This window comes from Micromonospora sp. DH13 (assembly GCF_020873825.1).
GTDB lineage: Bacteria > Actinomycetota > Actinomycetes > Mycobacteriales > Micromonosporaceae > Micromonospora > Micromonospora haikouensis.
Genome location: NZ_JAHWGR010000002.1, coordinates 174,977 through 187,276 on the forward strand (window position 1 = coordinate 174,977; position 12,300 = coordinate 187,276).

10 protein-coding genes are annotated in these 12,300 nt (G+C 70.1%); 7 read left to right on the plus strand and 3 right to left on the minus strand.

Annotation, left to right across the window (positions count from 1 at the left end; translation table 11 throughout):
* Nucleotides 1-2: 2 nt before the first annotated feature.
* Together LPA42_RS02760 and LPA42_RS02765 are read right to left on the minus strand one after the other, a co-directional pair.
* The gene (locus LPA42_RS02760; RefSeq protein WP_077939506.1) at nucleotides 3-1,016 is read right to left on the minus strand and encodes an acetamidase/formamidase family protein; all 1,014 of its coding nucleotides are present in this window, start codon (nucleotides 1,014-1,016) and stop codon (nucleotides 3-5) included.
* A complete protein-coding gene (locus tag LPA42_RS02765) occupies nucleotides 1,013-2,419 on the minus strand; it encodes an APC family permease (protein WP_077939507.1) in 1,407 nt (468 codons plus the stop codon). The genes LPA42_RS02760 and LPA42_RS02765 overlap by 4 nt, the downstream gene beginning before the upstream one ends.
* Before the next feature lie 333 nt (nucleotides 2,420-2,752).
* Here LPA42_RS02765 and LPA42_RS02770 point away from each other — a divergent pair, with 333 nt between their 5' ends.
* The 5 genes from LPA42_RS02770 to LPA42_RS02790 all read left to right on the plus strand — a co-directional run bounded on the left by LPA42_RS02770 (nucleotide 2,753) and on the right by LPA42_RS02790 (nucleotide 9,084).
* A complete protein-coding gene (locus LPA42_RS02770) occupies nucleotides 2,753-4,090 on the plus strand; it encodes a hypothetical protein (protein WP_077939508.1) in 1,338 nt (445 codons plus the stop codon).
* A gap of 34 nt (nucleotides 4,091-4,124) precedes the next feature.
* Entirely contained in the window at nucleotides 4,125-5,072 is a 948-nt protein-coding gene (locus tag LPA42_RS02775) for a DMT family transporter (RefSeq protein ID WP_158229469.1), read from the plus strand.
* A 732-nt stretch (nucleotides 5,073-5,804) separates the two neighbouring features.
* Nucleotides 5,805-5,942 carry a hypothetical protein gene (locus LPA42_RS02780; protein ID WP_158229470.1) on the plus strand — a complete coding sequence of 46 codons (138 nt, stop codon included), beginning with the start codon at nucleotides 5,805-5,807 and terminating at the stop codon, nucleotides 5,940-5,942.
* A 204-nt stretch (nucleotides 5,943-6,146) separates the two neighbouring features.
* The gene (locus LPA42_RS02785; RefSeq protein WP_077939510.1) at nucleotides 6,147-6,671 is read left to right on the plus strand and encodes a hypothetical protein; all 525 of its coding nucleotides are present in this window, start codon (nucleotides 6,147-6,149) and stop codon (nucleotides 6,669-6,671) included.
* A gap of 511 nt (nucleotides 6,672-7,182) precedes the next feature.
* Nucleotides 7,183-9,084 carry a prolyl oligopeptidase family serine peptidase gene (locus LPA42_RS02790; protein ID WP_228986290.1) on the plus strand — a complete coding sequence of 634 codons (1,902 nt, stop codon included), beginning with the start codon at nucleotides 7,183-7,185 and terminating at the stop codon, nucleotides 9,082-9,084.
* On the opposite strand, the gene LPA42_RS02795 is transcribed toward LPA42_RS02790, so the two are convergent.
* The gene (locus tag LPA42_RS02795; RefSeq protein WP_077939511.1) at nucleotides 9,060-10,451 is read right to left on the minus strand and encodes a helix-turn-helix transcriptional regulator; all 1,392 of its coding nucleotides are present in this window, start codon (nucleotides 10,449-10,451) and stop codon (nucleotides 9,060-9,062) included. The genes LPA42_RS02790 and LPA42_RS02795 overlap by 25 nt on opposite strands.
* A 370-nt stretch (nucleotides 10,452-10,821) precedes the next feature.
* Here LPA42_RS02795 and fxlM point away from each other — a divergent pair, with 370 nt between their 5' ends.
* Together fxlM and LPA42_RS02805 are read left to right on the plus strand one after the other, a co-directional pair.
* On the plus strand, nucleotides 10,822-12,042 hold the full coding sequence (fxlM, locus tag LPA42_RS02800; RefSeq protein WP_228986291.1) for a methyltransferase, FxLD system: 1,221 nt from the start codon (nucleotides 10,822-10,824) through the stop codon (nucleotides 12,040-12,042).
* A gap of 46 nt (nucleotides 12,043-12,088) precedes the next feature.
* A complete protein-coding gene (locus LPA42_RS02805) occupies nucleotides 12,089-12,283 on the plus strand; it encodes an FxLD family lanthipeptide (protein WP_228986292.1) in 195 nt (64 codons plus the stop codon).
* The last annotated feature ends 17 nt before the right edge of the window (nucleotides 12,284-12,300 follow it).

A 12,300-nucleotide genomic window follows, 5' to 3' on the forward strand; every position in this document is an offset into this window, starting at 1 on the left:
TCCTACCGTGTTTCGGCGGCGAGCCGCCGTAGCCGGCGGTGCGCGTCCTGGTAGGCGTGCGCGGGTGTGGGGAGCAGGGCTTTGTCGACGGCGGCGAGGATCGTGTAGTTGGGGTCGCAGACGTTGCCGACGGGTGCGCGGCCGGCCTGGGACACGAGTTGGTAGGCGTCGAGGGTGTCCAGGCCGGTCAGGGTGCTGGTCCAGCCGACGAGGTCGTGGTGGGCGATGCGGTAGGCGTCCTCCAGGGGGCGGGCGCAGCCGACCGACATGAGCGAGGTGTCGGTCTCCAGCCGCGGCCAGGGTGTCGTCACGCCTTTGACGACCTCGACGATGAGGGTGGTGACGGTGGATATCTCCACGGCGGCGCCGCAGGCCTCGCCTTCGCCCTGGCGGGCGTGTCCGTCGCCGAGGGCGAGCATCGCCCCGTGCACGTTGACCCCGAGGAAGAGGGTGACGCCGGCGCGCAGCTGCGGGGTGTCGAGGTTCCCGCCGTGGGAGTCGGGCACGAGCGTGGAGCGGGCCTCGAACCCTGCGGGTGCGACGCCGATCGTGCCGATCATCGGCTCCAGCGGCAGATCCACCGTGTGGTCGCTGCTCGTGGCCTGGAACCGTACGGTGCGGGTCTGCTGGTCGATCCCGTACACCCACACCCGTTCGGGCAGCGGCGGTTGCAGGGTGGCGGTGCGGGAGGTCGAGGTCAGCGCCCCGAAGTGCGGGAACGTCGTCGACACCCCCCAGTCCGTGGCGGGGGTGATCGCGGCGATGTGCACGGCGAGGGTGTCGCCGGGCTCGGCGTCCTCGACGAAGAACGGCCCGGACACCGGGTTCAGGTACGGCATGCGGCACACCCGCGACGGCAGGTCCGCCGGGCCCCGCACCAGCCCACCGAAGCAGTCCTGCGTGAACACCTCCAGCACGTCCCCGCAGCGGACGTGGGCGACGGGCAGGCGCGCGCCGAAGGTGTGCGCCAGTTCCCCCGGGCCCGGCCGGTACACGATCCTGTCCATGCCGGTCACACCCGCTCCATGTCACGGCCGGCCGGGCGGGCCGGCACCAGGCCGGACAGCACGGGACGCCGACCGGTGGCGTACAGGCAGGCGAGGACCACCAGCCCCACCGCGAGCCACGCCAACCCGGCCCGCTGGGCGGCGATGTTCGCATGCACCACCACGTAGGCCAGAACCGTGAAGCCCAGCACCGGCATGACCAGGTGCGCCCACCAGTTGCGACTGCGCCGACGGACGAGGTGGTGCACCACCACCGACACGTGCAACACCAGGAACGCCACCATCGCCCCGAAGTTGACCAGCGACGACAACACCGTCACCCCGTCCGCCCGACCCGCCATGTACAGGCCCAGCACCAGGGACACCACACCGGTGAGCAGGGTCGCGTTGACCGGCACACCCCGCCGGGGCGACACCCGCGCCAGGAACCCGGGCAACTGCCGGTCCCGCGCCATGGCGTAGAGCAGCCGGCTCGTCGCGACCTGGGCGACCATCGAGTTCGGCAACCCCCACGCGACCGCCGTCGCCACCGCGCACAGCGTCGCCAACCAACCCCCGCCCGCGACCCGCGCCACGTCGTAGAACGCCGTCCCCGCCGGATCACCCTCGGCCAACAGCCGGCCCGGGTCGGCGACGAGCATCGCCGCCAGCCACGTCTGCCCGACGAACAACACCCCCGCCAGGATCAGGACCGCGGCCATCGCCCGCCCGACCTGCCGGGGCCCGCCCCTGCTCTCCTCGGCGAGCATGGATATGCCGTCGAACCCGAGGAACGACAACACCGCGATCGACACCGCCCCGGCCACCACCGACCAGCCGAACGTGTCGGAGTCGTAGAACGCCTCCCAGCTCAACCGGCCCTTGCCCGCGGCGAGGGCACCGGCCGCGACGACCAGGAACACCGCCAACACCAGCAGCTCACCGACGAGCATGACCCGCGTGACCAACGCCGTCATCCGGATCCCGACCGAGTTGACCACCGTGTTCACCACCACGAAGCCCAGCAGCCAACACCACACTGGCACCGACGGCACACTCGCGTGCATCGCCACCGACGCCACCAGATACAACAGGCCCGGCACCAGCACGTAGTCCAGCAGGATCACCCAACCCGCCAGGAACCCCACCGGCGCACCGATCCCACGCCCCGCGTAGTTGTAGACGCTTCCCGACATCGGAAACGCCCGCACCATCTGCGCGTACGAGAACGCGGTGAACACCAACGCCACCACACCCACCACGTACGCCAACGCCACCATCCCACCCGACCCCGCGTACACACTTCCGAAGATCGCCATCGGCGCGATCGGCACCATGTACACCAACCCGTACGCCACCAGATCCCGGAACCTCAGCCCTCGGGCCAGTTCCTGCCGATAGCCGTAGCGGCCCAACTCGTTCTGCTCATGCATCAGCGAGCCTTTCCATGTCGATCAACTGCGTGTGCCCGACGTCGTGCGCCGGTCATGGTCGAGCGGTCTGTGGTGCGCTGCCGTCATCACCTGCCGCCGGAGGTTGTGGAGGGGGCCACCGTCGTGAGCAGGTGCCGTGAGCAGGCGTTCCGCGTCGTGTTCGAGGGTCCCGTCCGCAGCGGGAAAGATCGACCCCAGCTGGTGGGGACCTTCGACCTACCGTTACTCCCCGGATCACGGGGAGTAGCGTGTCGATGGCTTCCGTCACGGCGACGGTGATCGCTAACGTGCTACCGACGGTCGTCCTGGTGGCGGTCACTTTCGGAGGCAGGGATGGCGAGGAGCGCGCGCAGTTTCCAGCGGGAGGCCGACGAGCTGCGGGCCAGCGGGTGGACGTACCGGCGGATCGCCTCGCACTGGCGGCAGCGGTACCGCATCAACCCGCGGGTGGCGTTCCGCCTCGCCCACGGCCTCACGCAGGCCGACGTGGCGCGCCGCTGGAACGAGCAGTGGCCCGACGCGGACGCGCCGAAGACCGCCAAGCAGATCTCGTACTGGGAAATCTGGCCGGGCCCGGCGGGCCGGGCACCGTCGCTGGACACGCTGAACAAGCTGGCGTTCCTCTACCGCTGCGCCGCCGGCGACCTGCTCGGCGGCGAGGACCACAGCCACCTCGATGCGGAGGCCCTCCGGGCGGGCACACCGGAAGCGCCGGCCGGCCGGTCCACCAGCGAACGTGCCACCGGCGTTCCGCTGCCCTCCGGCGCCGTCCTGACACGGGTCACCGAACGGGTGGTTGAGGACCTGGAGATCCTGACCGACACCTACCGGCGTCTCGACTATCGGGAGGGTGCCGGCAAGGTGAGCGCGGATGTCGGCACCCATCTGCACCGCATGCTGGAGGTCAGCAACCGCACGACGAGCACTGCCACCCACCGCCGACTGCTACGCGCTGCCGCCGACGCAGCCCAACTCGCCGCCTGGCTCGCCATCGATGCGCAGCGCTACCAGCAAGCGCACGGATACTGCCGGCTCACCATCTCGCTCGCGGAGAAGGCGGACGACCGGGCCCTGCACTCGTACGGCCTGGGCGTTCTCAGCCAGATCCACCTCCACAACGGGGACGGCCGCACCGCGCTCAGCCTGCTCGGCACCGCCCGGGACGTCGCCGGCCGAGGCATCCCGGCCGCCGTCAACTCCTGGCTCGGCGAGGCCACCGGGGAGGCGTACGGACTCCTCGACGAGCCCCACCGGGGAATGATCGCCCTGGCCGGGGCCGAACGGGCCTTCGATGGCGTCAGCAGGGACAACACCCCCGCCTGGTTGAGCTTCTTCAACGCCGACTGCCATGCAGCCCGCCTCAAGGGCCGCTGTCTGACCCGGCTGAGTCGCCCCACCGAGGCGACCCGGTCCCTCTACGAGGCGCTGACCCTGCTGCCCGCCGACTTCGTGCGGGAGCGCTCCGGCACATTCATCGACCTCGCCATCGCGTACACGCAGATGAACCAGATCGAACAGGCCTGCCATGCCGCCACCGAGGCCGACGTGCTCGCCCGACGTACCGGATCCGAGCGCAACCGCAAGCGGCTACGCCAACTCCTCGTCGACCTGCTGCCCTGGAGTGGTCTCGACTGCGTGCAGAGCCTGTACCGGCAGGTCCTGATTAACTAGAGTGCGTGCGTACGTCGACCTGCCACGACCCGCTGTGACCCGCCGCTCCTGGATCGACCTCGTCGTTCTGTCCGCCCTCTGGGGCGCGGTATACCCGCTCATCACCGTCGCTCTGCGCGATTTCCCGCCAACGCTCGTCGTCCTCGGGCGGGTGATGCTCGCCGCGCTGCTGCTGCTTCCCCTCGCGGTACGCCGGGACGCACTTCGCCCCGTCTGGAGCAGCCCCTGGGCGATCATCGAGACGGTGCTGGTGCAGTCCACCGCCCCGCTGCTGCTGCTCACCTACGGGCAGCAGTACGTCTCAGCCAGCGTCGCCGGCATCCTTGTCGGCGCACAACCACTGTTCGTCGCGCTCCTCGCCCTCCGGTTCGCACCCGACGAACGCCCGCAGGGCTGGCGGGGCCTGACCGGGATAGTCCTCGGCCTGGCCGGGCTGGTCATGCTCTTCGGCGTCGACCTGAGCGGAGGCCGGACGGCGCTGCTCGGCGGCATGCTTATCCTCGCCGCCGCGCTGTGCTACGCCGCCGGCGCCATGATGATCCACCGCCGGTACGCGGAGGCCCCGCCCCTCGGCGTCGCCACCTCCGCCATGCTCGTCACCACCGCAGCCGTGGTCGTACCCGCCTCCGTCACAGCCCCCATTCGGCTACCCGGCGTGGACGCGACAGCTGCCCTGCTCGTCCTCGGGATCGTCTGCACCGGCGCGACACTCGCCCTGTTCTACGCACTCATCACCCGCGTCGGCCCCGCCCGCGCGGCACTGGCGTTCTACCTGTCACCAGCCTTCGCCGTCGCCTTCGGCGTGATCTTCCTCCGCGAGCAGATCAGCGTCGCCGCGATCCTCGGGCTCGGCGCGATCGTCGTCGGCTCCGTGCTCGCCGCGCACCGCAGCGAACCGACTCCTCAGCGGACCAAGGAGGCGGATGCTGAACACGGCGACACCGGCCATGAATCCGACTCCGAACCCGGCGACGCTGGGTAGTCCGGCAGCCAGATCACGCGCTATCCGGACCCGCCGGCATCCACCATCCGCCGCCCAAGATTGTGGCGGCGGGACGCCAGACACGCGTGGCGAGATGGCGGCCACCGCTGTCGGGTCATGGGATTCTTCTAGGTCGGGAGGGACGGAATGAGTCGGCGAAGCAAGAAGCGCAGTATCGAGCCAGAGGTGCGGGCTGCCCAGATCAACGCTCAAGCCATCGTGACGAGTGCGGAGATCCAGGCAAAGGGTGTCCACGGCGCTGCTCGCATCACAGTGGCCGGTGCTGTGGTGGTTGCCCTCGTGACTGGGCTCTGTGCGGTGACGAATACTGCGGTCACGGCTCTCCCGGGTGTGCTCACACGACCCGAACCAGTGACCACGACTGCCGGTCCGACGCCCGCTCACGCCTCCCGCACATCGGACTCCGCAGAGGCCATGGGGCTGGGCGCTCTTCTTGGCGACCTGCAAGGTCTCGCTCGCACCATTCCGCGTAGCATTGCCGGCTTGGTCCAGGTGAACATCTATGTGATCACGGCGTCCGGCCGTCACCCTGAACGGGATGGTGGTGTTCGCCGGTCAGCCAATGGCCCTGTCTGCTTTACTCCCCGCCCAAGGGGCAAGGCCGGAACGGATGGCATAAGTGGTTCACGCTGTGCCCGTGAAGTGCCTGTGCCTTGGAGTCTGAGTCGTCGCACCCGCGTCGGCCCCACTCGGCGGGCACTGGCGTTCCAGATGTCACCTGCCGTCCCCGTCGCCTTCGGCGTGGCCTTCCTCCGCAGGAAGATCAGCGTCGCCGTGGTCCTCGGGCTCGGCGCGATCGTCGTCAGCTCCGTGCTCGCCGCGCACCGCAGCGGCCCGGCTGTTCCGTAAGTCTCTGCTGGCGCAGGGCACTGGCAGGCTTGCGGTGGGGCAGATGTTCGGGCCTGGGGGCGATAGTTGGGCCGCTATGATCACCTTTTCCTGCGTGGGTCAAGTTGATACGGGATCGGGCGGGGTCCTGCCGGTGCTGGGAAGTGGAAGGGCCAGCGGAACCACACCTCCGCCACCATGGACCGCAGTATGGATCGGTAAACGATGAATCTCTTCCCTGCCTCCGAACAGCCGCGCCCCTTTGGCGATTGCGACTCCCTGGCCGACAGTCGTGAGCCGGTGTTGATGTCGCTGCACGCGGTGTACTACGACCTGATCTGGGCGGGTGAGAAGACCCATGAGTTTCGGAGGCGGTTCCTCAGCGGCCGGCCGGTGCGCTGGTTTGTGTACCTGAACGCTCCGGTTGCCCGCCTCGGGCCGGTCATCGATCTTGCTCCGGCCGTCGTCGACTCACCGCAGCGGATCGCGGCGATCGCGGAGCAGGCCCGTGTCGGCAATGGAGCGTCGGTGCTGGAGTACGTCCGGGATCTGGAGCAGGCCTTCACCATTCCGATCGAGCGTGTGTCGGAGTATCCGGGTGTTTCGATTGCTGAGCTCAAGGCGGAGCTTGGTGAGTTCCACCCGCCGCAGGGGTACGTGAAGTTGCGGAACCATCCTGAGCTGCTGAGCGTCTGCGAGAAGGTCACGGCCGAGTCGCCGGTCCGGGAGATGACCGTCCGGGGCCGGTAACGCCCGCCTGAGTGTCGGCGATCGGGGAGGTGGGGGTCATCGCTCGTCGTCCCATTAGAACCGTCGCCGCTACGCCGTGCCCAGGAGGGGAGGGACGTTGGAAAACGTGGTGGAGGCGATCGACCATGGGCCGCCGGTAGGCACGCCGTGTCATGCCCACCATCGTCAGCGGGTGGGATCTGGGCCGCCAAACCACCAGTCATGCCGACCGCAAGACCTTGTGTTGCGATCTATAGCAGACCTTTCCTTGCCGAAGCGGTGAAAGATCGCTATCGGCGCGATCTTCACATGTGCACTACCTGTATGCGGCCACGTTTCGAGGCCTCATCCCCTCTGGGTCAGCTGTAGCTCCCGCCCAGCCGCGGCGTTGGGCAGGAAGGTTGCTGGAGCACGGAGGCGAGACTCCGCAGGGCGTGCGCGTCGGCGGGCGTAGAGTCGGCGTTGTGGCTGCCCACCCCCGTGAATCCCCGAGGCCGGGCCCGCCCGCACCCCGGCTGCCGGCGTGTCGAGTGTGGCATCCGAGCGGGTTCCCCGTCTGCCGGTCTGTCTGCGTGACGCCGAGCTGCGCGAGGAGGCACGCGTGAGAGCGGAGACCGCCGATGCTCCCATTTCGGCGGCGGACGCGGTGCGGGCATCCGTCAGTTATGACCAGCTTCGAATCTTCGACGGTTCGCTCTATTGGTTGGAGACGCGACCCGATGCTGGCGGAGCCGCAACCCTGACGCGGTGGCAGCCCGGCGAAGGAACGCGGGACGTGGGTCCCGCGAACTTCCACATTGGCAGCGCGGTGCACGCGTACGGCGGCGGCTCCTTCGCCGTCGTCGACGGCGACCTGTGGTGTGTCGGCGAGGGCGGCCTGTATCGGCATCGCCGCGGAGGTGACGAACTGGAACTGATCAGTCCAGGGGCGATGGGGGACCTGTCCGTCGGTGCGGGCGAGCTGCTGGCCGTGCGGGAGTCCGAGCAGGGCGACGAGCTGGTGGCGGTGACGCTCACGGGGCCGCCGCAGCTGAGGGTTCTCGCTGAGTCGGCGGGCTTCTTCGGCGCGCCGCGACCAGGGCCGGCCTTGCTGGCATGGTCATGGTGGAGCGAGCGGGACATGCCGTGGGATGCCTGCGAGCTGTGGGTGGCACCCTACGAGCCTGGCGGAGGCATCGGGGATCCCGTGCGGGTCGCGGGCGGGCCAGACGAGTCGGCGGTGGAGCCACGGTGGGGCCCTGACGGCGCGCTCTACTTCATGTCGGACCGCAGTGGCTGGTGGAACCTCTTCCGGTGGAACGGACAGGAGGCCCAGGCCGTCGTCCCCGTCGCGGGTGAATGCGTGGCGGAGCCCTGGGAACTGGGCTACGCGTCGTACGACTTCCTCGACGACGGACGGATCGTGATGGCGGTGCAGCAGGGGCCGCGACACCACCTAGTCCTCGTCGACCCGTCCGGCGCTGCGACGTCGGTCGAGCTTCCGTACACGTCGATCAAGCCCTACGTGGCGGCGCACGGGACGGCAGTCGCGCTGATCGCCTCGTCACCGACGGCAGCGCCGCAGGTCGCGCTGGTACACCTGGCTGCTGACGGTCCCAGCCTGGAGGTGTTGGCCCGGTCGGAACACGCCCGCCTTGCCGGAGTCGTGGTCTCGACGCCGACGGAGCTGCGGGTGCGGGTCGCGGACGACCGCGAGGTCCTGGCCCTGGTGTATCCGCCGACAGGCGCGGGGCCTGGGTGGCGGGCGCCCGTGATCGTCCGTGCGCACCCCGGCCCGACCGCCTCCTGCCTGCTGCGCCTCGACTGGCAGGCGCAGTTCTTCACCAGCCGTGGGTTCGCCGTCGTGGACGTCGACTATCTCGGCAGCACCGGCTACGGGCGGGCGTTCCGCGAGTCGCTGTACGGCCGGTGGGGTGTCGATGACGTCGACGACTGCCGGGCAGTGGCCGAGCACCTGCTGGTAACGGGTCGAGCGGTGCCGGGTGGGGTCTTCATCCGCGGTGCGAGCGCCGGCGGGTACACGGCCCTCCACGCGGCGACGCAGGACGGGCCGTTCGCCGCCGCCACGGCCATCTCGGCGATCGTGGATCCCGACCGGTGGGCGACCACCGTGCCCAGATTCCAGCGCGCCCATGCCCTGCGCCTGCGGGGCGGCGCGGGCCGGGTCCACGCCGACGCGATCCGCCGGCCGGTGCTACTCGTCCACGGCACCGTCGACGCCGTTGCCACCGTCGACGACGCGCGGGACCTCGCCGCGCAGTTGACCCGCCGCGGCCTGCCACACGAGCTGCTGTTGCTCGACGGCGTCGGTCACTACGTGGCCACCTCCGGACATGCTGCGGCGGCACTGGAGGCTGAGCTGGCCCACTACCGGTCATCGATGGGCGAGGCCGGCGGGGATCCGGGGCGCTACACCGCTGCCGCTGGCAGCTGATGCCGCACGTAGTCGCCGAACTCGCGGACCTCCGGCTCGCCGCGGTAGGGATCGAGATCGACCTGGACATCGACGATGCGCTGCACGCACCGGTGCGAGGCCGTCCTGGCCGCGTGATCGACGGCCTCCCGCCCGGTCGCACACGCTTCGTCGATACGCCCGGCGGCGGCCAGGGACGAGGCCAGAAGCGCGGTGTCGATGGCGAGCCGGCGGACGTGCGAGGGACTCAGCGAGGTGAGCGCGTCGCCCAGATGCCGCTGTGTCTGCTGCGGCCGGCCGAGGTCGTGAAAGCAGTGGGCCAGCTCGTCGGCGAGGTAGGCCGGGGTGAAGTAACGGATCCACTCCGGTTCGTCCTCCGGCTGGCTACGGGCGAGCTGCTTCTCCGCGACGGAGAGATGGGCTACCGAGTCGGCTTCATGCCCGAGGCGGGCGTGCGCGCGGGCCACCACGGCATGCAGTGCGGCGCGTAGCGCCGGGGTCGCCTGTTCCTCGCACCCCGTCAGCGCGGTGACGGCCATCCGAAGCCCGGCCTCGGGATGATTGCAGTGGAGCGCCAGGTGGCCGATGTTGACGGCGAGCAGATACCCGCCGTAGCTCCGGTCGTCGGCTGCCTGCGACAGCCGTAGGGCGCGCAGGTAACGACGCTGGGCCAGTCCGTGCGCGCCCGTGTCCACAGCCTGGTAGCCGCAGAGCTCGAAGAAACCCGCCGCGAGCGTGTGCAGGCGTCTACCGATCGACTCGGACGCGGGTGTGGCCGCGAGTAGCCGGTTGAGCTCATTTTCGATGTACCGCTGCACCTGCGCGTGGACCCGGCCGGCACCGTGGGTGTGATCCAACTGCCGGAAAACGGTGAGCGCGGTCTCCGCCGATGCGAGCTCGTCCTCCGAGACGCGGCTTGCGGCGACCGGTCGACCCGGCGTGGGGCAGCTGGGGCCACGGTCGGCGTTCAGCCAGTCCAGTGCGGCCCGGTCAAGTACGCCCGGTTGGAAGGGAACCCGCCTGACCAGGTCACCGGGCTCGGTGGACCCGGGCGGAGCCGCCTGCGGCGGGATCACCGGACTGACCGGACCGGCAGGTGAGGAGGCAGGCCTCATGTTTCGTTCGAGGCCCTGTTTCGTCTCGAGTAACGGCAGTAGCCGCAGTAGAGCTCCGCCTGCGGCCAGTGCCGTGTCGCAGGCCTCGACGAACTGGCGGGACGGGAACCGGTCCGCTGTCTCCACCCGCCGGACCAGATCGGCGCTAAAGCGGATCTTCGCTCCCAGCCGCGCCTGGGAGAGATTCGCCTGTTCCCGTAGGCGCCGCAGCTCGGCACCGAAGAAGTGACGCTCCGACGCGGACGGCTGGAGCGTCCTCGGGGCCTGGGCCATGACGCCGCCCTCCTCAGGATTCCACCGAACGGTATCGAGCAGCGTAGACCCGTACGCCCGCCGGCACCGTCGTTCGCCGCCGCACACCAGCATGCGCCAGACGTGGGTTCGGCCGCGCGTGGCTCGCCGGGCTCACGCGCATGGCGGTCCCGCGTCGCGCCGCCGTGCCCGCATCCGGGTATGCGGACACGTGGTTCGTCCGCATGGCGTGCGTTCACCCGGCCGCTCGTCCGGGCCAGAGTGTGAGGAGCGACCGACGACGCACCCGGGTTCTCCGGCCCGGTGCAGCCGGCGGTCCGGTCCGCGACGCTGGTGCACCACGACGGAAGGTGCCCGGCACCCGAGAAGAAGGAAGTACCGAGTGATCCACGTGGCTGACACGCATGACGGTGCCGACCGGGCGGCCGACCTGCGCGCCGTGCTGGTGGACGAGCTGCGCGGCCGAGGCAAGATCGCCACCGCAGCGGTGGAGGCGGCGTTCCGCCGGGTGCCACGTGAGCGGTTCATGCCCGACGGCACCGATCTCACCGTTGCCTACGGGGTCGACAACTCGGTGGTCACCAAACGCGACGAGCACGGCGTGGCGATCTCCTCGGTGTCCGCCGCCTACATCCAGGCGCGGATGCTCGAACAGGCCGAGGTGCGGTCCGGCATGACGGTGCTGGAGGTCGGCTCGGGTGGCCTGAACGCCGCGTACCTCGCCGAGATCGTCGGTCCACAGGGACGGGTCGTCAGCGTCGACATCGACCCGGAGGTCACCGCCCGCGCGACGACGCTGCTGGAACAGAACGGCTACGGCGACCGGGTCCGGGTCCTGGTCGCCGACGCCGAGCACGGTGTGCCGGCCGAGGGTCCCTTCGACGCCGTCATCGTCACGGTGGGCGCCTGGGACATCCCCCCGGCCCTGCTCGACCAACTGCGGAATCCGGGCGTGCTCGTCCTGCCGCTGATCATGAACGGTGTCACGAGGACGATCGGGTTCCGCCGGGCGTCCGAGCGCCTCTCCAGTACGTCGGCGGAGGTCGCCGGTTTCGTGCCGATGCAGGGCGACGGTCGGCACCCCGACCGGGTGTTCCTCCTGCCCGACGGCAACGGGCGTAACGTCCGGCTCTCGTTCGACTCCGGTGCCCCCCGTGAGATCAGCCGGCTCGACGGCGTCCTGGCGACGGAGCGCGTCGAGCGCTGGTCGGGCGTGACGATCGACAACGGCGTCTCGTTCGCCGACCTGCACCTGTGGTTCGCGTGGTTCCTCCCCGGCTTCTGCCGGATCGCCCCGGACGAGGGAACCGACCTGGCCGCTGAGCGCCGCTGGTTCCCCTTCGGCGTCGTCTCCGGGGCGGGCTTCGCCTACCTGGCCGTGCGCCCGGCTGCCGAGGGCGAGGGGGCGGAGTTCGGCGCCCGCGCCTACGGCCCGGACGGACAGCGAGCCGCTGCCTCCATGGTCGAACAGATCCAGGCCTGGGATCGCGACGGACGCCACACCGAACCGACCTTCCACTACTGGCCCGTCGGCAGCGACCCCTCGCTCATCTCCGCCGACGCCCCCGTCATGGACAAGACGCACGGCGTCGTCACGATCTCCTGGCCCTAGACCAGGTGGCACCACCCAACCCTTCCAGCTGAGGAGAGTGATGTCGATGGCCCCGCCGACTGCGGTCCTCGACGCCCCCACGGCCGACGCCGACGTCGTCACCGACGACGACTTCGCGCTCGACCTGCGGGTCATCGAGGCCACGACGCCGCTGGTCGTCATGGCGTGCAGCACCAGCGACGGCTGCGGAAGCACCTGCAGCACCAGCGCGTGCAACACCTCGTCGTACGACCCGGCCTGACCGCGCCCACCTACCGC

What these genes read in the sequence shown, in the direction of transcription:
- LPA42_RS02765 (WP_077939507.1), bottom strand. Translation starts at nt 2,419, where the DNA reads ATGCATGAGCAGAACGAGTTGGGCCGCTACGGCTATCGGCAGGAACTG.
- LPA42_RS02785 (WP_077939510.1), top strand. Translation starts at nt 6,147, where the DNA reads ATGAATCTCTTCCCTGCCTCCGAACAGCCGCGCCCCTTTGGCGATTGC.
- LPA42_RS02780 (WP_158229470.1), top strand. Translation starts at nt 5,805, where the DNA reads ATGTCACCTGCCGTCCCCGTCGCCTTCGGCGTGGCCTTCCTCCGCAGG.
- LPA42_RS02770 (WP_077939508.1), top strand. Translation starts at nt 2,753, where the DNA reads ATGGCGAGGAGCGCGCGCAGTTTCCAGCGGGAGGCCGACGAGCTGCGG.
- LPA42_RS02805 (WP_228986292.1), top strand. Translation starts at nt 12,089, where the DNA reads ATGGCCCCGCCGACTGCGGTCCTCGACGCCCCCACGGCCGACGCCGAC.
- LPA42_RS02795 (WP_077939511.1), bottom strand. Translation starts at nt 10,451, where the DNA reads ATGGCCCAGGCCCCGAGGACGCTCCAGCCGTCCGCGTCGGAGCGTCAC.